The sequence below is a fragment of the Paenibacillus sp. A14 genome (genome assembly GCF_036864815.1).
Classification (GTDB): Bacteria; Bacillota; Bacilli; order Paenibacillales; family Paenibacillaceae; genus Fontibacillus; species Fontibacillus sanfengchensis.
On record NZ_JBAGJD010000002.1, the window covers coordinates 57537 to 75344 of the forward strand.

General features: G+C 57.4%; 13 protein-coding genes. 2 read left to right on the forward strand and 11 right to left on the reverse strand.

Going from position 1 to position 17808, the window contains the following annotated elements; all coding sequences use genetic code 11:
- Window positions 1-196: 196 nt before the first annotated feature.
- Window positions 197-1759, forward strand: coding sequence for a VanW family protein (locus tag V4U88_RS04740; protein ID WP_334072120.1), 1563 nt, complete (start codon window positions 197-199; stop codon window positions 1757-1759).
- A 266-nt stretch (window positions 1760-2025) separates the two neighbouring features.
- Here the strand turns inward: V4U88_RS04740 and V4U88_RS04745 are convergent, their stop codons facing one another.
- Window positions 2026-2235, reverse strand: coding sequence for a hypothetical protein (locus V4U88_RS04745; RefSeq protein ID WP_334072121.1), 210 nt, complete (start codon window positions 2233-2235; stop codon window positions 2026-2028).
- Between the two features lie 608 nt (window positions 2236-2843).
- Between V4U88_RS04745 and V4U88_RS04750 the strand changes: the two genes are divergently transcribed.
- Window positions 2844-4211 carry a CynX/NimT family MFS transporter gene (locus tag V4U88_RS04750; protein ID WP_334072122.1) on the forward strand — a complete coding sequence of 456 codons (1368 nt, stop codon included), beginning with the start codon at window positions 2844-2846 and terminating at the stop codon, window positions 4209-4211.
- 93 nt (window positions 4212-4304) lie between these two features.
- Here V4U88_RS04750 and V4U88_RS04755 read toward each other — a convergent pair whose 3' ends face one another.
- The 10 genes from V4U88_RS04755 to argJ all read right to left on the reverse strand — a co-directional run bounded on the left by V4U88_RS04755 (window position 4305) and on the right by argJ (window position 17794).
- Window positions 4305-4997, reverse strand: a complete 693-nt coding sequence (locus tag V4U88_RS04755; RefSeq protein WP_334072123.1) for a hypothetical protein — start codon at window positions 4995-4997, stop codon at window positions 4305-4307.
- 31 nt (window positions 4998-5028) lie between these two features.
- Window positions 5029-5739 carry a hypothetical protein gene (locus tag V4U88_RS04760; RefSeq protein ID WP_334072124.1) on the reverse strand — a complete coding sequence of 237 codons (711 nt, stop codon included), beginning with the start codon at window positions 5737-5739 and terminating at the stop codon, window positions 5029-5031.
- Window positions 5736-6380, reverse strand: a complete 645-nt coding sequence (locus tag V4U88_RS04765; protein ID WP_334072125.1) for a YhbD family protein — start codon at window positions 6378-6380, stop codon at window positions 5736-5738. Before V4U88_RS04765 ends, V4U88_RS04760 begins: the two co-directional genes overlap by 4 nt.
- Window positions 6381-7470: 1090 nt before the next feature.
- Window positions 7471-9450: a methyl-accepting chemotaxis protein gene (locus V4U88_RS04770; RefSeq protein WP_334072126.1), complete on the reverse strand. Its 1980-nt coding sequence runs from the start codon at window positions 9448-9450 to the stop codon at window positions 7471-7473.
- Between the two features lie 318 nt (window positions 9451-9768).
- Entirely contained in the window at window positions 9769-11184 is a 1416-nt protein-coding gene (gene argH / locus V4U88_RS04775) for an argininosuccinate lyase (RefSeq protein ID WP_334072127.1), read from the reverse strand.
- A gap of 406 nt (window positions 11185-11590) precedes the next feature.
- Window positions 11591-12826, reverse strand: coding sequence for an argininosuccinate synthase (locus tag V4U88_RS04780; RefSeq protein WP_213507776.1), 1236 nt, complete (start codon window positions 12824-12826; stop codon window positions 11591-11593).
- Between the two features lie 17 nt (window positions 12827-12843).
- On the reverse strand, window positions 12844-13797 hold the full coding sequence (gene argF / locus V4U88_RS04785) for an ornithine carbamoyltransferase (protein ID WP_334072128.1): 954 nt from the start codon (window positions 13795-13797) through the stop codon (window positions 12844-12846).
- On the reverse strand, window positions 13794-14996 hold the full coding sequence (locus tag V4U88_RS04790) for an aspartate aminotransferase family protein (RefSeq protein ID WP_334072129.1): 1203 nt from the start codon (window positions 14994-14996) through the stop codon (window positions 13794-13796). The genes argF and V4U88_RS04790 overlap by 4 nt, the downstream gene beginning before the upstream one ends.
- A 39-nt stretch (window positions 14997-15035) precedes the next feature.
- Window positions 15036-15809 carry an acetylglutamate kinase gene (gene argB, locus V4U88_RS04795; protein ID WP_334072719.1) on the reverse strand — a complete coding sequence of 258 codons (774 nt, stop codon included), beginning with the start codon at window positions 15807-15809 and terminating at the stop codon, window positions 15036-15038.
- Between the two features lie 749 nt (window positions 15810-16558).
- Window positions 16559-17794 (reverse strand): bifunctional glutamate N-acetyltransferase/amino-acid acetyltransferase ArgJ, encoded by a 1236-nt coding sequence (gene argJ / locus V4U88_RS04800; RefSeq protein ID WP_334072130.1) that lies wholly within the window; start codon window positions 17792-17794, stop codon window positions 16559-16561.
- Window positions 17795-17808 lie beyond the last annotated feature (14 nt).

Sequence of the window (17808 nt, forward strand, 5' to 3'; positions counted from 1 at the left end):
AAGCTGTCTTTTTTACCACGTTGTACATTCGACATCATCTCGCCAATTCCTTTAAAAGGCGAGCCATTTCATCAGTCCGTTACCTATTGTAACAAATATGTTACCACTTGAGTACCCGAAAGTTTCCTGAAGTAGAAACATATATATGGTTGTACAACCTGATCGCAAAGAAGTTCGGATCGGAAAAGGAGGTTCCATGCAAAAATCCAAGCGGATATGGATGGCCGCCGCGGGCTTGGCACTTGCCGCCGCTTTGTTCTATGGCGGTCTATGGCTTTATGGATCGCGGGATCTCATACCGCCGGGCACGGCGGTCGGCTCTCTCCGGCTCGGCGGCCTCCCCGCCGAAAAGGCGCTTCACTTGCTGGAAGCCCGAATCGCCGATTTGGAGGAGCGGCAAGTGGAGTTTGTCGATACGGAAATCGTGCTGTCCTGGCGGAAGGCGGGAATCACCTGGAGCGCCCCGGGCTTCCGCGCCGGATTAAGCTCCCTCTCCGAGGGAGGGATATGGCAGCGGGCCCGGGCGCGATTCCATTTTAAAAAAGAATGGGCGCTGCAAACTTCGTTCCATGCTCCCGCCTTAAAACGGACCTTCAGTCCGACTTGGGAAAAACGGCAGTTCGGCAGCCCTGTAAACGCCGTACGCACGATCCACCCGGACGACTCCATCAGCTATTCGCCCGGCACATCGGTCCGGCGCATCGACTGGCCCCTCCTGCAGCGGCGCATGCTCGAAGCCGCAAAGGAGGCCGAAGGCAGCGGCGCCGGACGTTTGGGCACGCCCGGCGACCTCGCGGAAGGCGTGTTCGCTTCGGTACAGCTGCCGCTGACCGAAGTGCCGCCCGCCGTGACGGTCGAGTCCCTCAAGCGGCAGGGCATCCGGCGCAAAATCGCCGAATTCTCGACCGGGCTAGGGGCCAGCGTTGCCGGGCGGGTGCACAACGTGGACGCGGCGGCCCGCGCTCTCGACGGCCTGGTGCTGCCGCCGGACGGCGTGTTCGACTACGCGGCGATCGTCCGCGCCGCCGAGGAGCAGTACGGCTTCCGGGAAGCCCCGGTGATCTTCGGCGGCCGCCTGGTGCCCGGCGTCGGCGGCGGCATCTGCCAGGTGTCCAGCACGCTGTACAACGCGGCGGTCCGCGCCGGGCTGGACATCGTCGAGCGGCGCAACCACTCCGTGCCTGTCCGATACATCCCGCTGGGACAGGACGCTACTTTCGCCGAGGGCCACATCAATTTCCGTTTCCGGAACACGACCGGAAACCACCTCTTGATCGCGGCCCGGACGGACAGCGGCCGATTGACCGTCAAGCTGTTCGGCGACATCCCCGGGAACGTGCTTTACGACATGGAATCCAAGACAGCGAAAATCCTCCCCGCCGGAAATAAATATGTCGTAAATCCCGCCCTGCCCGCCGGAAGCCGCAAGGTCATCGTCAGGGGCAAACCCGGGTTCGTCGTCGACACGTACCGGGTCAAATACGTCGACGGCCGGATCGCCGAGCGCATCCGGCTGTCGCGCGACACGTACCCGGCGCAGCCGAACGTAATCGCCGTGCCGCCCGGCGCGGGCGGCGGCACAGGCGCGGCGCCGGACGACGCGGGCGGTGCTGGCGATGCGCGCGCCGAGCGTGACGCGCAGCGCGGCGGAAACGCCCGCGAAGGCGGCCGCACGCCGGGCAGCGGCAAGCCGCCGGCGGCGGAAGGGCGTCCTCCCGCTCTGCTGGAGGACGGCGTCGGCGCTCCGCAATTCCCCTAGCCGCCACCGCCGCCCGCAATAGCGACGTTTTGGGGCGCTATTGCGGGCCGATTCGGTACCGCCGGAATAATAGCAGTCCAGAACGGCCTTATTTGCCTGCTTCGGCCCCTGAAATCAGGTTCCGGCCCGTATTTTCCAAAAACAAGGCCCCAAAAGGCCGCTATTTCACACTGACGAGCCGAATTCGACAAAATAGCGCCCCAAAAGGCACTTATCCTATTGAATGGCTCCACAAGGGAAACCGCTCGCACGCTCCCTGTTCCACATCAGAAAGTGAGATCCCGCCCCTCCAAACTCAGCCGGTATGAGCGAATTCGCTCCTTGCCGCTATGGGGCTGGATCCATTTTTTTCGGGCCAGGCTGAACAGCACCGCCCTGGTCTTCTTCTCACCGAACCCCATATGCCGGCCTACCTCCCCCGGCGTTAAAGGACGGCCGGTCCGCATAAACAGTCGGACGACCTCCTTTTCCAGCAATCCGTCTCCGGCCCAGCCTTGTCCTCACCGAGCCAGCGCTCGAGAAATTGCTGGATTTTCTGCTGGCAGTGGCGGGGGCTATCTTTGACATCGTATAGGAGAATCTCAGCACCTTCCAGCCATCGATCACCAAATCGTTCTGCCTCCGGCAATGATCGGAAAACTGGATGCGGCTGACATTCCTCCAGTGGGGACCATAACCGCGCCCTTCCAGCAGCCTTCTCTCCCGTTCCCTCTCCCTCACTGCCAAGTGTTCTTTCATATAAACTTCGTGCGCCTCCAGGAATGCCATTCGATTTACCTCCTTTTCGCCATTAAAAAACGCCCCTTGCCCGGGATTTCTATCTCCGCGGCAAAAGGCGTGTGCTCCACGACTCTTCTCCAAATATTCACCATTCTCGATTTAACCTTATTTCACCACAGATTTTACCATAATAGTCTCCCGCAATTCCACAAGCTCACCCTACTCCGTCATTGTCTGAAGTCCCTGACGAGGGATGGAAGCTGCTGTTGATTAATTTTCTTCTCTTGTGGTAAGGTAAACCCACCTGATTTCCGATGTTCGGCTCAGGATCAAGCAGAATTACACAGAAAGGATTTATCTCATAATGAAGTCTAATCCAACGATTCCCGATCTCCTTCAAAAAGAGGAGTCTATTTCGACGAATAGCACAGCAGCACCAGTTTCTCCTTCAGTTACCGCATCGGCCGACAACTCGGCAAACGGTAAAATGCCCGATTCAACGCCGGCCGAGTCCAATCCGGCCCCATCACCCGCAGCGGGCAACCTCCCGCGCGGCGCTGGAACGGCTCTGGCGGTCGCGGCCATCCTGCTCACGGCAGCGACGCTGCGCTCGCCGATCACGGGCGTGGGGCCGCTGATCGGCGAGATCCAGCGCGCCACTGGCCTGTCGCATACCCTGTCCGGGATGCTGACCACACTACCGCTGCTCGCCTTCGCCGTATTCGCTCTGGCCGCGCCGCGGCTGGCGGCGCGCTGGGGCAGCGAATCGACGCTGCTCGTTTGCATGGTCATCATGACCGGAGGGATCCTGCTTCGTTCCCTGCCGTCCGTTCCCGCCCTGTTCGGCGGTACCGCGCTAGTCGGCAGTGCGATCGCCGTCGCCAATGTGCTGGTCCCCGGCGTGATCAAGCGGGATTTTCCGCTGCGGATCGGTCTGATGACGTCGCTGTACACGTCTTTCATGAACATGTGGTCGGCCATTTCCTCGGGCGTCAGCATGCCGCTGGCCCGGACTTTTCTGGGATGGCGCGGGGCGCTCGGCTTCTGGATCCTGCTCTCGGCGGCGACCGCCCTCGTCTGGATTCCGCTGGTGCGCCGGTACGCCGCCAACCGGAAGAGCACAGGCGCCCCGGCAGGACCCTATCGGAAATCCGGAGCGGTCTGGCGCTCCCGGGTCGCCTGGCAAGTCACCTTGTTCATGGGCCTGCAATCGGTCATGTTCTATATCGGCATTTCCTGGCTGCCGGAAATTCTGCATGAACGGGGCATGAGCATGGAGCAGGCCGGATGGATGCTGTCCATCATGCAACTGCTCAGCATGGTCGGCTCCTTTACCATGCCGCTGATCGCGGCGCGTACCCAGAGTCAAAAATGGCTCGCCGCCGCTTCCTCCGCCCTGTTCCTGGCCGGTTTTGCCGGGGTATGGCTCGGCCCCGCATCCTTGGCCATGCTCTTCATCATGCTGATCGGCCTCGGCTGCGGCACAACCTTCAGCCTGGTCATCATGTTCTTCGGGCTTCGCGCCCACTCGGCCGACCAGGCTGCCGAATTGTCCGGTATGGCCCAGTCGATCGGCTACCTGCTCGCCGCGGTCGGGCCGACGCTATTCGGCTTCCTTCACGATCAAAGCGGCGGATGGACAGTCCCGCTTGCGACGATTACTGCCCTCTCCCTGCTCACCATCGTGATGGGATATGCGGCCGGGCGAAAAGGGTATGTTAATCCCGCTTAATTTTTTTGCAGACGGGTATCACAAAAAAACGCCGCTATTCTCACGTCTCTCCGAAAAAGACGAGGGGATTCCGGCGTTTTTTCTCCAATACCTCTATTTTTCGCTGTGCCGCACACTACGCGCCACTTCAGAACACGAATCCTGATGAAATCCGGTGCGGTATTCCACAAGTTCAATCCGGCAGTTCGGACCGATCGTCACCTGTTCGCCGCGGACCGCTTTGGCCACCGTATTTTCCAAATAAACGATATCCCCTTCAATGACGTTAGCCGCAAGCTCCGGAGCGTCCCTGAGAGGCAGCCAGGGCACCCATTTATGCGAGGCATGCAGCTTGATCTCCACGCGGGTTCCGACGATCTCGCCAACTGTACTTCTGCCCAGCAAACGGATATTTACATGCTCGGCATTCAGCATACCCTCGCTTTGGAGCGACCCTTTCAAATGAAATTGTCCCCCCTGGATTCCGGCCTTTACCGCGCATCCCCCAAAAATATGGATCTCTTCTCCGGTGAGTGCACCCTTTACCTCCATGTCCCCGGTAAGCCTGATGCGGGCCGCCTCCAACGAGCCTTTTACCCCCAGATTCCCCGTCGTCTTCAGTTCTCCGCCGCGCAAGCTTCCGTCCACATTGGCATTCCCGATACATTTGAAAGAACGGAAATCGACACCCCCGCCAATCTCCACGTCTCCGGTAATGCTTACGTTCCGGTATACGCCTCCGCTCGCCGTATTGTTGCCGACCAGCTTCATGTCCGCCTGTTGCGGTTCACGGGTGGATTCATGCATCTTCCCCAACCTCCTTTGATAAAAAAAACGTTTATAGTTGCACCGCTCTTCCTACCGCCGCCTTGGGATCCGCCTCAAATACGTGCCTGTACTCGACAACGCCGATTTCGCACCCCGGGCCGATCCGCACTCGGCTGCCCCGTACCACATCCGCCGTGGTATCCTCAAGCACGATATCGTCGCCCTCGATCACATCCGCCCTCAGGCGGGCGCCCAGGGAAGACGAAAACAGCGCGAGCAGTTTCCGGGACCCTTTCTTGGCCTCTACCCGGATCCGTTCCCCTCCAATCTCCCGGGCCTGGCAAACTCCCGCCATCTTGATCTCCAGCGTTCCCGCGTTCAGCATGCCACCGACCTGGATGCCGCCGTACACCTGCACGGTTTCAAATTCCACATTCCCGACCGCTTTCAAGCCGCCATCGATCTCGAGAATTTCACCGACAGCGCCGCCTCCGATCCGCAGCATCCCGTTGATATCCATCCGCTCTGAGCGAACGTCCCCGCCAACCTTGAGCGTGCCGTCCACCCGCAAACGTCCGCCTTCGACCGTACCGCCGACCGAGCTGCTGCCGTTAACGCGGATGTCGCCGCCTTGAATCGATTGCTTCGCCTTCAACGTACCGTTCACCGTCAAGGAATCGCAAACCGTATCCCCGTTTAGAGTCCCGATCCCGTCGATGCTGATCTTTCCGTAGGTTCCTCCAACGGCCTGCCCCAGGCCATTGATTTTCAAGTCGCTCACGCGCCTTCACTCCCGCCCATTCTTAATTTCAATTCTTCGGTGCAAGCCGGCATGGACAACCTTGCTACCGTTTTAACCTCACTGTCGAAATAAACCTCTCCGTCGCCCGGCACCAGCATAAAAGCCGCCACTCCCATCTTCCGGGTTAGCCTGATTCCGCATTCCCTGCCGGTTTTTCCGGGAAAATACGCCTCCAGCGTCCGGATCAGGATCCGCCCCTCATCCAAAGAAATGTCCCCGCTGCGCAGCAGCTTGTCGAGCACATAAATCTTTAATATTATTTCAAAGCCGAGAATAGGCTGTTGTACCGACTCCACAGTTTCCAAATACAGGTTCAAAGAAACCGACGACACAATGTTTCGTTCCAATATTTCCCCAACACTCAGGCTGATTTCTCCCGGGCTGGGGGAAAATACATCCGCCAACGCATCGAGCGACAGGTCGTCCTTCATGTTCAATATCCGGTCAATGCGCCGCATTATTTTCTCCCGGGGAAAAAAGGTCTCCTGGCCCGTGAAGGAAGATTTGCGGATGAACCAATGTTCCGGGATCAGGTTTTTCCGCTTCCAACGGTACAGCTGGCCATAAGAGATTCCTGTGACATCAAGCAATTCCTTCTTTGAGATCAATTCCTCCGTCATCACCAGACTCCTTTCTTGCTTTTTAATGTAACATAACATTGTTACGTTGTAAACGAGCGGTTCTCACTGCCGCTAAATTCACTAGCCGCCCGTCGTAAATAGCGGCCTCTCTCTTAGGGCACTATTGCGGTCCAATTCGACTGCGGCGGAATTACCGCGATCAAAAAGGGGCTTATTTTACGGTTACGAGCCCCAAAATAAGGACCTAAAAATCCGCTATATAGTTTGAACTAATGATTTGCATACTAGTCCCCGTCAGACAACCTTGATAACATAGAATTCCTGCATATGTGTATGTTTTTTTTCTGTTTGGAATAAAAATTTCAGGATTCCTGCAATTCTGCAGGAATTTTACACGAAATAGGCCCGTTTCTCTAAAACCGCTAGAAATACCTGCAGATTTGCATATTTCGGAGTTAGAGTTGGAGTTGGTAGTGCGCTAGGCACCTTGATAGCCGTGGGCTTAATGCGGATTTGGATATCTGTGGGCTTGAGACTGCGTACTTTTCGAGTATCTCACTAACTCCAAATTATAGTTGAAGCAGCGGATTCTCATTTTCTCCTAACGCGATGTCTGATGGAGCACTAGACAACGTTGTAATGGGTTCTTTTCCCACTCTTCACCTGCAACTCATTGAATTAAAGGGAATTCTTCCCGTTAATATAGCACGTATGCGGCTGCAGAGGCGAATTAGCTGGAAAACCTCCCGCTATTTCGCCTGAAATTGTCTATATCGGCAATAGGGCCGCTAAATAGATGGAGTTTTTCCAGCTAAATCAGATCGAAGAGCCAAGAGCGGTACTTTAACGGGAGATTTTCCCGTTAATGATGTGGACTCTGACGCTGGGGCTTTATATCTATAATTGTGGATGTCGGCAACGTAACTCCGAAACCAGTTCATACGAATTCGACAAAATAGCGCCGCATAAGACCCTTATTCACCTGACTGGCTTCAAAGGGAGGGCTGGCCTCCGGCTCATACGAGAAAACGGGAGTTTTTCCCGTAAATTAATTTTCCAGTCAAAAAAAGCGTGCCCCGGGCCCCAAGCTGAGTTGGGACCCCGATAGCACGCTTTTCCCTGAAAACGTCTATTCCAATTTAAAATGATCGATTTGGGCATGCATGTCCGCCGCCATCCGGGCCAAGCCGTCCGACGCGGAGGAGATTTCCTCCATCGAAGCCAACTGCTCCTGTGTGGCCGCGGTTACGCTCTGGAACGATTCCAGACTTCTCGAGGAGGTATCGGCCATTTGGGTCACCGATGCGGCAATTTCGTCGGCGCTGGCCGACATTTGCTCCGTAATGGCCGAGACCTCATGAATCTGTTCGGCGATTTGCTTCGTCGAAGCCTCGATTTGCTGGAACGCGGTTCGCGCCGCCTCCGTGACGGAAATGCCTCGTTCAACGCTCTCGTTGACCTCGCGGTTCATCACCTCGTAGGCTTTGGCCGTCAATTCGGTCATCTGCCCGATGCTGTCCTGAATCCGTTCGGCCGTCCCCCGGGACTGCTCCGCCAGCTTGCGCACTTCGCCCGCCACGACCGCAAAGCCTCTGCCATCCTCGCCCGCCCGAGCCGCTTCAATCGCCGCATTCAGGGCCAGCAGGTTCGTCTGGTTGGCGATCTCGGAGATGGCGCTGCTCATGCCGGCCACTTGAGCGCTCAGCTCATTCATCTGATGCATCAAGCCCGCCGACACCCGCGTGGAACGCCGGATTTCCTCCATTTGCTCGCTTACATGACTAACCTTCTCGCTGCCGAACCTCACGTCCTCCTCCGTATGGCGCGAGGATTCCACGATGTTGCCCGATGCTTCCGCGATTTTGCGGATGCCCAGCGACATCTCCTCCATCGTCTTCGCGCTTTCCAAGGACATCGCGGCCTGTCTCTCCGCATCCTCTGATGTCTCCTGCACCAGGTTCACCACATGCTCGACCGCCTTGGAGTTCTGCTCCGTTCCGGCCGTCAGCTCCTCACTGGAAGCGGCAACCTGGCTGGACAGCTCCGAAATGCCGAGCACCATGGAGCGGATCGAGCTGACCATCTCATTGTAATTGCCCGCCAGTTGCCCGATCTCGTCGCGGCGTTTGGTGATCACCTGCTCGTTCAGATAGCCTTCGCCCACCCGCTTTGCGGAAAGATTCAGCGCTTCGATCGGACGGGTGATGCTGCGGATGACGAAGAACAAGATCACGCCGGCCACCAGCAGGGACACGGCCAATACGACCAGCGAAGTCCAGAAAATCGGCATCGACGCTTCGGTAAACTCATTGGTCTCCAGCAGCCCGACGATTTTGAAGCGGGTCAGCTCGTTCGTCGTATAGTAGCTGCTTTGCGGTTCTCCGGTCAACGGGCTGGTATAATGGAGAAAACCCGATTGGCCGGCCAGAATTTTGGCCACCTGGTCCCCGGTGGCAGGCTCCCCGCTTTTTGCGGTCGGATCGGCCACGATTTTGCCCGTTGCGTCCATGATGTAGATGTAACCTTTACTGCCTAACCGCAAGCTGGCCACTTTTTTGTTCAGCTCCGCCATGTTCAAGGAGACCGTGATCGCCCCTTGTCCATCCGGCAAAGCCCGGCTGATATACAAATTGTAGTTGCCGGTCGTCGCAGACGTGAACGGATCGAGAATCAGCGTCTCATTCGGCGCGGCGAGCGCCTTCTTGAACCAGTCCCGCTTTCGCGGATCATAATCCTCCTGCCCCGGATCCGGAGCTTTCATCCAGGCTCCGCTCTGCGTGCCTACAGTCATCAGCTCAAGCTCGGGATGCTTCTCCATAAAAAGCTCGATGTGCTTGCGCAGCTCCGGGGATTTATCTTCAATCCCCTGCGAGGTTAGCTCCATAACGAGCTGCTCGACGTTTCTGACCTCAGCTTCCACGATTTGGCCTAGCAAGTCGTTGACCAACTTGACGTTCGATTCGGTGCTTTGATCCATCTTGGCGCGCAGCTGTCCGCTGGCACTGTTCAAGCTGGAATAGGCGATCACCAGATTCGGGATGATCAATGTTACCGCAAACAGCAGAAGCATCCGGTTGCGCAGCGTACGAATTTCCAGCAGAGTTCTCATACGCTTAAATAGCGTCTTCATACTTTTTTCCCTCTCTCTCAGTAAGTCTCTACTTTGTATGTACTTCAGATAAATATAAGGCCGGTAAAGCGGCAATGATTCTTGTAAAATATCCCAGGTGCTACCGCGGTGGTGGCCTCAGCTGGCCCACCTTATAATTACAGTGAGCTATATAACATTATTTCGACAAAAATTGACTATCTTTTTATATATTTTTGAAAATAAAAGTGAAAATTTTATTTCATTTTCATCGCAAAACTAAAAGCAGCCTCCGTCAGCAGCAATGCTGCAGACGAAGGCTGTTCCCCGCCCGATGGATTATTTGCTTTTTTCCATATAGGTCCGAACCCATTCGCCCGTTTCCGCCAGCTTCGTTTCGGCCCGGGCAATCGCCGCCGCCACCTGATCCGAGGCGGTTCCGCCGTATACATTCCGCGCGTTGACGACCGCTTCGGGCTGAAGCACCCCATAAATCGTTTCGTCGAACAGGGGCGAAAACTGTTTGAACTCCTCCAGCGTCAGATCCAGCAAAAACTTCCCGTTCTGAATGCAGTACAGCACCGTTTTGCCGATGACCTCATGCGCCTGCCGGAACGGCAGCCCTTTGCCCGCCAGGAAATCGGCGATATCCGTCGCATTGGAGAAATCCTTGTTCACCGCTTCGCGCATCCGCTCCCCGTTCACCTTCATGGTTGCGATCATCGGGGCGAACAGCTGCAGCGCTCCCTGCAAGGTAGCCACCGTGTCGAACATGCCTTCCTTGTCCTCTTGCATATCTTTGTTATAGGCAAGCGGCAGCGACTTTAACACGGTGAGCAGGCCCATCAGGTTACCGTAGACCCGGCCCGTTTTGCCGCGCACGAGTTCAGGCACGTCCGGGTTCTTCTTCTGCGGCATAATGGAACTGCCCGTACAGAAGGCATCATCGAGTTCGATAAACCGGAATTCGGTACTGCTCCACAGAACCAGCTCCTCGCTAAGCCGCGACAGGTGCATCATCAAGATGGAGGCGTCGGCCAAAAATTCGAGGATAAAGTCCCGGTCGCTGACCGCGTCCAAACTGTTCTCGTAGACCGCGCCAAAATTCAGCTGTTCGGCCACGAAATGACGGTCGATCGGAAACGTCGTGCCCGCCAGTGCCCCGGCGCCCAGAGGCAGCACGTTAATGCGCTTGTAGCTGTCCTGCAAACGCTCGATATCCCGCTGGAACATGGAGACGTAAGCCATCAAATGATGGGCGAACAAGATCGGCTGCGCTCGCTGCAGGTGGGTATACCCAGGAACGATCGTGGTCTGGTTCGCCTTGGCCTGTCCGATCAACGCCTCCTGGAGATCATGGAGCAGTCCCGCAAATTCGACGACCCGTTTGCGCAAGTAAAGGTGCATATCCGTCGCCACCTGGTCGTTGCGGCTGCGTCCGGTATGCAGCTTGCCTCCGACCGAGCCGACTTCGTCGATCAGCTGCTTCTCGATATTCATGTGAATGTCCTCGTCCGAAACGGTGTACTCCAACTCGCCCCGACGGATTTTGTTCAGGACGGCATGGAGGCCGTCCTTGATTTTGTCCACGTCGTCCGCCGGCAGGATGCCGCATTTGCCCAGCATCGTCACATGCGCCAGACTTCCCTGTACGTCCTCCTCCGCCAGCGCCTTGTCAAATCCGATCGAAGCGGTGTACTCTTCCACCAGACGGTTCGTTTGCTTCGTAAAACGTCCACCCCACAGCTTGCTCACCTGATTCACTCCTTAGTTCTATACGCTCTGAAATCAATCTGTTTATCGCCATTGTTAAACGCCCCGTATAGGTTGAACTTATTGAATTGCACATCAGGCAGCGGTCCGAAGGTTCTTTTCACACTCTTGCCTACAGCTAATTCGGTTGTTCAAAATTAACGTGAATTCTTCCCGTTAATTTGGTGCCTATGCGGCTGCAGTGGCAAATTAGCCGGAAAACCTCCCGCTAATTCACTTGAAATTGCGTATATCGATAGTCGGGCCGCGAAATAGATGGAGCTTTTCCAGCTAAATCCGATCCAAGCGCCAGGAGCGGTACATTAACGGGAGGTTTTCCCGTTAGTGCTTAAACTCCGACGGCGGTGCTTTATATCTAAAATTGTGTATAGTAAACGTTGTGAAAAATCTATTGCTTGTTCTGCTCGACACCCGATCCCACTTTTAAACGCAGCGCGTTCAACCGGATAAACCCGGTCGCGTCGCCCTGATCGTAAGCTTGGGTCGGATCGGCTTCCATCGTCGCGATGTCCGGATTATACAAGCTTACCGGACTTTTTACGCCGGCCGCAATAATATTGCCCTTGTACAGCTTGACGCGAACGGTGCCCGTCACGTTCTTCTGGCTCTCGGTAACCAGGGCCTGCAGGGCAAGCCGTTCCGGGGCGAACCAGAACCCGTTGTATACGAGCGTGCTGTAACGGGTAATTAAACTGTCGCGCAGGTTCATGACCTCGCGGTCCATCGTCAGCGACTCCATTTTGCGGTGGGCCGTGAACAAAATCGTGCCGCCCGGTGTCTCGTATACGCCCCGGCTCTTCATGCCGACAAAGCGGTTCTCCACCATATCAACGCGCCCGATCCCATGCTTGCCGCCCAGTTCGTTCAGCTTCTCCATGACGCGGAGCGGATCCAGCCGCTCGCCGTTCAGCGCGACGCAGTTGCCCTGCTCGAATTCCAGCTCCAGGTATTCCGGCTGGTCCGGCGCATCCTCCGGGGAGGCGCTCAGCAGGAACATCTCCTTGTTCTCCGGCGCCGACGGGTCAAACCAAGGATCCTCCAACACGCCGCTCTCGTAACTGATATGCAGCAGGTTGCGGTCCATCGAGTACGGCTTGGCGGCCGAGGCGGTCACCGGAATGCCGTTCGCTTCGGCGTAGGCGATCATTTCCGCGCGGCCCGGGAACCGGTCGCGGAACTCGCTGAGCCGCCAAGGGGCGATCACGGCGATTTCCGGCGCCAGCGCCGCCGCCGCGAGCTCGAAGCGCACCTGGTCGTTGCCCTTGCCCGTAGCGCCGTGAGCAATCGCCGTCGCGCCTTCGGCCCGCGCGATCTCCACCATGCGCTTCGCGATCAGCGGACGGGCGATGCTCGTACCGAGCAGATACTGCCCCTCGTAGAGCGCTCCAGCCTGGAACATCGGATAAATGAAGTCCTTGGCGAATTCTTCGCGAAGGTCATCGATGTATACTTTGGAAGCTCCGGTGGCCAGCGCCTTTTCCTCCAACCCGTCCAGTTCTTCCTTCTGTCCGATATCCGCCGTAAAGGCGATGATTTCCGCGTCGTAAGTCTCTTTTAACCATTTCAAAATCACCGACGTATCCAGGCCGCCCGAATACGCCAATACGATTTTTTCCTTTGCCATGATCGTAAATCCTCCTTTTATCCCATCAAAGCCGCCATCAGCGCTTTTTGCGCATGCAGCCGGTTTTCCGCCTGGTCAAAAATAATCGAATGCCCGCCGTCGATGACGCCCTCGCTGACTTCCTCGCCGCGATGCGCCGGCAGGCAGTGCATAAACAAATAATCCGGCTTGGCGTACCCGGCAAGTTTCTCGTCCACCTGGTAAGCAGCGAATGCCGCCTCGCGGGCCTTCTGCTCTTCCTCAAACCCCATGCTGGCCCAGACGTCGGTGTAAATCACATCGGCATCCTTCACCGCTTCCCGGGGATCGCGCAGCACCTCGATGACCGCTCCCGTCGCTTGGGCAATTTCCCGCGCGGCCGCCACAACTTGCTCATCCGGCTCATACCCTTCCGGACTCGCCACCGATACGTGCACGCCGAGCTTGGCTCCACCGATCATGAGCGAGTTCGCCATATTATTGCCGTCGCCGATATAGGCCAGCTTGAGCCCTTTCAGCACGCCTTTATGTTCATAGATCGTTTGGTAGTCCGCCAGCACCTGGCACGGATGAGCCAGATCGCTGAGTCCGTTAATCACGGGAACCGTGGAGTACCGCGCCAAATCCACCACTTTATCATGGCCGAAGGTGCGGATCATAATCCCGTCCAGGTAGCGGGACATGACGCCCGCCGTATCTGCGATCGTCTCACCGCGGCCCAACTGGATATCATTTTTGCTCAAAAAGAGCGCATGGCCGCCGAGCTGGTACATCCCCACTTCAAAAGACACGCGAGTACGGGTCGACGATTTTTCAAAAATCAGCCCGATCGTTTTCCCCTTCAGCGACTGATAAGCCTCACCGCGCTTCTGCTTGGCTTTGATTTCGATCGCCAGCTCGATCAAGTATTGAATCTCCTCGGTGGAGTAGTCATCCAGCTCCAGAAAATCGCGTCCGGTAAGATTGAATTTTTTCTGTTCCGTCAGGCTCATAATTTCATTTCCTCCTTTACGGCATCCTTGGCGGCATGGTCGGCGATCAAATCGGTCAGTGTCCCCACCGCCTGGTCGATTTCCTCCCGCGACACGAGCAAATTTGGCAGCAGCCGGATGACGTTCGGCCCGGCGGTCACGAACAGCAGCTTGTTTTGCTGGCCCGCGATCACGATCTCTCCGACCGGACCGGCACACTCGATGCCGATGATCAAGCCAAGGCCGCGAATGTCTTTCACGAACGGCTGATCCGCCAAGGCCCCGCGCAGCTGTTCCATCAAATAGGCGCTCGCCTCCGCCGCCCGTTCCGGCACGCGCTCTTCGCGCATCGTCTCGATCGTGGCGATCACCGCCGCCGCCGAAACCGGGTTGCCGCCGAAGGTCGAGGCATGCGTTCCCGGCGTGAACGCTTCGCGCAGGTAGTCCTTCGCCAGCATCGCGCCGGCCGGAAGTCCGCTGGCAATCCCCTTGGCCGTGGTGAAAATATCCGGCTCCACGCCGTACTGCTGATGCGCGAACCAGGTTCCGGTCCGGCCCATGCCGGTCTGCACCTCGTCGAGGATCAGCAGCAGCCCTTCCCGTTTGCAGAGCGCCGCAAGCCCCTGAACAAACTCGCGCTCCACCGGGTACACGCCGCCCTCGGCCTGCACCAGTTCCAGCATGACGGCCGCCGTCTTCGGCCCGATCGCCGCCCGGAGCGCGTCCAGGTCATGCAGGGGCACCGTTTTGAAACCTTCCGGCAGCGGAAGGAACCCGTCCTTCACTTTCTGCTGGCCGGTGGCGGTCAGCGTGGCCAGGGTCCGGCCGTGGAAGGACTGCTCGAACGTAATGATTTCATAGCGGTCCGCACCCTTCACCTTCTGATGGTAGCGGCGGGCCAGCTTGATGGCCGCTTCGTTCGCTTCCGCCCCGCTGTTGCAGAAAAAGACCGCATCCGCGCAGCTGACTTCCGTAAGCAACCGCGCCGCTTTTTCCTGCTGGGGAATCTGAAACAGGTTTGAAATATGCCACAGCTCGTCGAGCTGGGCTTTGACCTTCTCTTTGACTTTCTCCGGAGCGTGCCCCAGATTAGTGACGGCCAGGCCGCTCATGAAGTCCAGATACCGGTTGCCCTGATCGTCCCAGACCCAGCTTCCGTGCCCTTTGACCAGATTCAGCGGATAGCGGGCATAGGTCGTAAACAATGCGCTTTGCGTCATTTCTCCATCTCCTTCTCCTTGGCATACGTTCCAAGATGCTTACTGCATACGCACGATTTTCGTACCGATCGCCTCTCCGGCCAGCACCTTGCCCAGCACGCCGGGCACACTGCCGTCGACGATAACGACTTCGTTCACTTTACCGCTGATGCAGGCAACGGCCGCCCGGACCTTCGGAATCATGCCGCCGTAAATTTCACCGGTATGAATCATGTCCTCGATCTGCTGGACGGTCACCGTCGGGAGCACTCTTTTTTCCCCGTTCACCGTCTTCAAAATGCCCGGCACATCGGTCACCACGATCATCCGCTGCACACCGAGCACCGAAGCGACAGCCCCGGCCGCCGTATCGGCGTTGATGTTGTAGCGCTGTCCGCCGCCATCCATGCCCACCGGAGCAATGACCGGAATAAAGCCGAGCTCCGCCACACCTTCAATCAGCTCGGCATTGACGCCGGTAACCTCGCCGACAAGTCCGACTTCCGCGGCGTTCACGACCGGCTTCGCCTGAATCAGGCCGCCGTCCACACCGGACAAGCCGACCGCTTTTCCGCCCGCTTGCCCGATCCGGCGAACGATCTTTTTGTTGATGCTGCCCGCAAGCACCATCTCCACCACGTCGAGCACCTCTTCGGAGGTATAGCGGAGCCCGTTCACAAAACGCGACTCAATCCCCAGTTTGCCCAAATTCTCGGAGATCGCCGGCCCGCCGCCATGGACGATTACGGGTTGAATCCCGTCCTCCTGAAGTCCGGCCAAGTCCTCGTAGAACGAATCCGGCAGTTCCTCCAGCGTGCTGCCCCCGCATTTCATGACAAATGTCCGTTTAACCGCGATCCCCGGCGCTCCGGCGGACAATTGACCGCCTTCCAGTACGATTCTCACTCCCGTTCTCCCCCTCTCAAGGTTCACAATATCATTTTTAGCAAAATACACCCTTTATCGGACTGTACGCGACCGCAGCTGCAGCTTTCGCGCACCGAATCACTTATTCACAATAGAATTCCTGCATATCTGCTGTTTTTCCCGAGCAGTACAGTAATTTACAAGATTGCTGCAATTCTACAGGAATTTTCTGAAAAAATAGCTTTTATCAAAAAGGCGCTTAATTCCTGCAGATTTGCATCTTTTCCTGCATGTAACGCTTCCTAATGGGACTCTAGATAGGTTGAACTAGAATCTGCATATTAGACATGCGTGTAAAGGATTCTTTTCTTAATTCTTTGGTTTGAATTAAAGGGAATTCTTCCCGTTAATTTGGTGCCTATGCGGTTGCAGAGGCGATTTAGCTGGAAAACCTCCCGCTAATTCGCCTGAAATTGTGTATATCGGCAATTAGGCCGCGAAATAGATGGAGCTTTTCCAGCTAAATCCGATCCAAGGGTCATGAGCGATATATTAACGGGAGGTTTTCCCGTTAGTGTGTAGACTCCGACGGTGGCGCTTTATATCTACAATCGTGGATGTTAGCATCGTATCTCCGAAACCATTTCACATCCTCGCCTATCGCCAATTCTTTAGTTCAACCTATATAGATTGAATATTTCATTCATCTCCGCCGCCTATGTCCGATAAGCCGCATTGATTCTCACATAGTCATAAGTCAAATCGCAGCCCCAGGCCGTCGCGCGGCCGCTGCCCCCGTGCAGGTCGACGTGAATCGCAACCGTATCGCCCTGGAGATAGGCCAGTGTCTCATCCTCGTCAAAAGGAATCGGGCGCGAGCCGGCCAAAACGACGATGTCGCCCAGCCGGATATCGACGGTATCCGGATTCACCGGCTCCCCGGCGCGGCCGACCGCCGCGATGATGCGGCCCCAGTTGGCGTCGGCCCCGAAAACGGCCGACTTCACCAGGCTGGAGCCGACGATCGTCTTGGCGATGACGCGCGCGGAAGCATCGGTGACGGCGCCTTCCACCGTCACTTCAACCAGGCGCGTGGCGCCTTCGCCGTCGCGGGCGATCGCCTGTGCCAGCGTCTGGCACACATGGCGAAACCCGGCCGCGAAGGCCTCCCAGTCGGGATGGCCCGGCGCCAGCTCCCGGTTGCCCGCCAGCCCGCTGGCCATGGCGACCAACATGTCGTTCGTGCTCGTATCCCCGTCGACCGTGATCATGTTGAACGTCACGTCGGTGGTGGTGCCGAGCAGGCTTTGCAGCGCCTGCGGCTCGACGGCGGCATCGGTCGTCACGAAGGCGAGCATCGTCGCCATGTTCGGATGGATCATGCCCGAGCCCTTGGCCGCCCCGGCGATCCGCACCTCGCGGCCGTCCACCGCCAGGCTCACGCACACCTCCTTCTTCACGAGGTCGGTGGTAAGAATCGCCTGGCAGAACTGCTCGGCGCCGTCGCCGCCGCCGGACAGCACGCCCGGCAAGCCGGCGATGCCGCCTTCGACGCGGTCCATCGGCAGCAGTTCGCCGATGACGCCCGTGGAGGCGACGGCGACTTCGTGCTCGGCGAGCCCGAAGGCCGCGGCCGCCGCGGCGCGCATGGCGTAGGCATCGGCCTCGCCCTGCTGCCCGGTGCAGGCGTTGGCGTTGCCGCTGTTGACGACGACGGCTTTCAGCCGCCGCCCGCCGGACGCGAGACTCTCTCGCGTCACTTTCAACGGGGCGGCCTGGAACACGTTCGTCGTATAGACGGCCGCCGCCACCGCGGGCACCTCGCACACGATCGCGCCGAGATCGTTGCGCGTCGTTTTCTTCAGGCCGCAATGCAGGCCGCCGGCCCGAAATCCCTTCGGCGAGGTAATGGAACCCTCCGGCGCCACGCTAAACAAACTAACTACTCCCATGACGTTCTCCTTTC

Bases quoted from the DNA above. Each gene is read 5' to 3' on its own strand.
- argJ (WP_334072130.1), bottom strand. From the start codon at position 17,794: ATGGGAGTAGTTAGTTTGTTTAGCGTGGCGCCGGAGGGTTCCATTACC.
- V4U88_RS04765 (WP_334072125.1), bottom strand. From the start codon at position 6,380: ATGACGGAGGAATTGATCTCAAAGAAGGAATTGCTTGATGTCACAGGA.
- V4U88_RS04790 (WP_334072129.1), bottom strand. From the start codon at position 14,996: ATGACGCAAAGCGCATTGTTTACGACCTATGCCCGCTATCCGCTGAAT.
- argF (WP_334072128.1), bottom strand. From the start codon at position 13,797: ATGAGCCTGACGGAACAGAAAAAATTCAATCTTACCGGACGCGATTTT.
- V4U88_RS04770 (WP_334072126.1), bottom strand. From the start codon at position 9,450: ATGAGAACTCTGCTGGAAATTCGTACGCTGCGCAACCGGATGCTTCTG.
- V4U88_RS04740 (WP_334072120.1), top strand. From the start codon at position 197: ATGCAAAAATCCAAGCGGATATGGATGGCCGCCGCGGGCTTGGCACTT.
- V4U88_RS04755 (WP_334072123.1), bottom strand. From the start codon at position 4,997: ATGCATGAATCCACCCGTGAACCGCAACAGGCGGACATGAAGCTGGTC.
- V4U88_RS04780 (WP_213507776.1), bottom strand. From the start codon at position 12,826: ATGGCAAAGGAAAAAATCGTATTGGCGTATTCGGGCGGCCTGGATACG.
- V4U88_RS04750 (WP_334072122.1), top strand. From the start codon at position 2,844: ATGAAGTCTAATCCAACGATTCCCGATCTCCTTCAAAAAGAGGAGTCT.
- argB (WP_334072719.1), bottom strand. From the start codon at position 15,809: ATGAAATGCGGGGGCAGCACGCTGGAGGAACTGCCGGATTCGTTCTAC.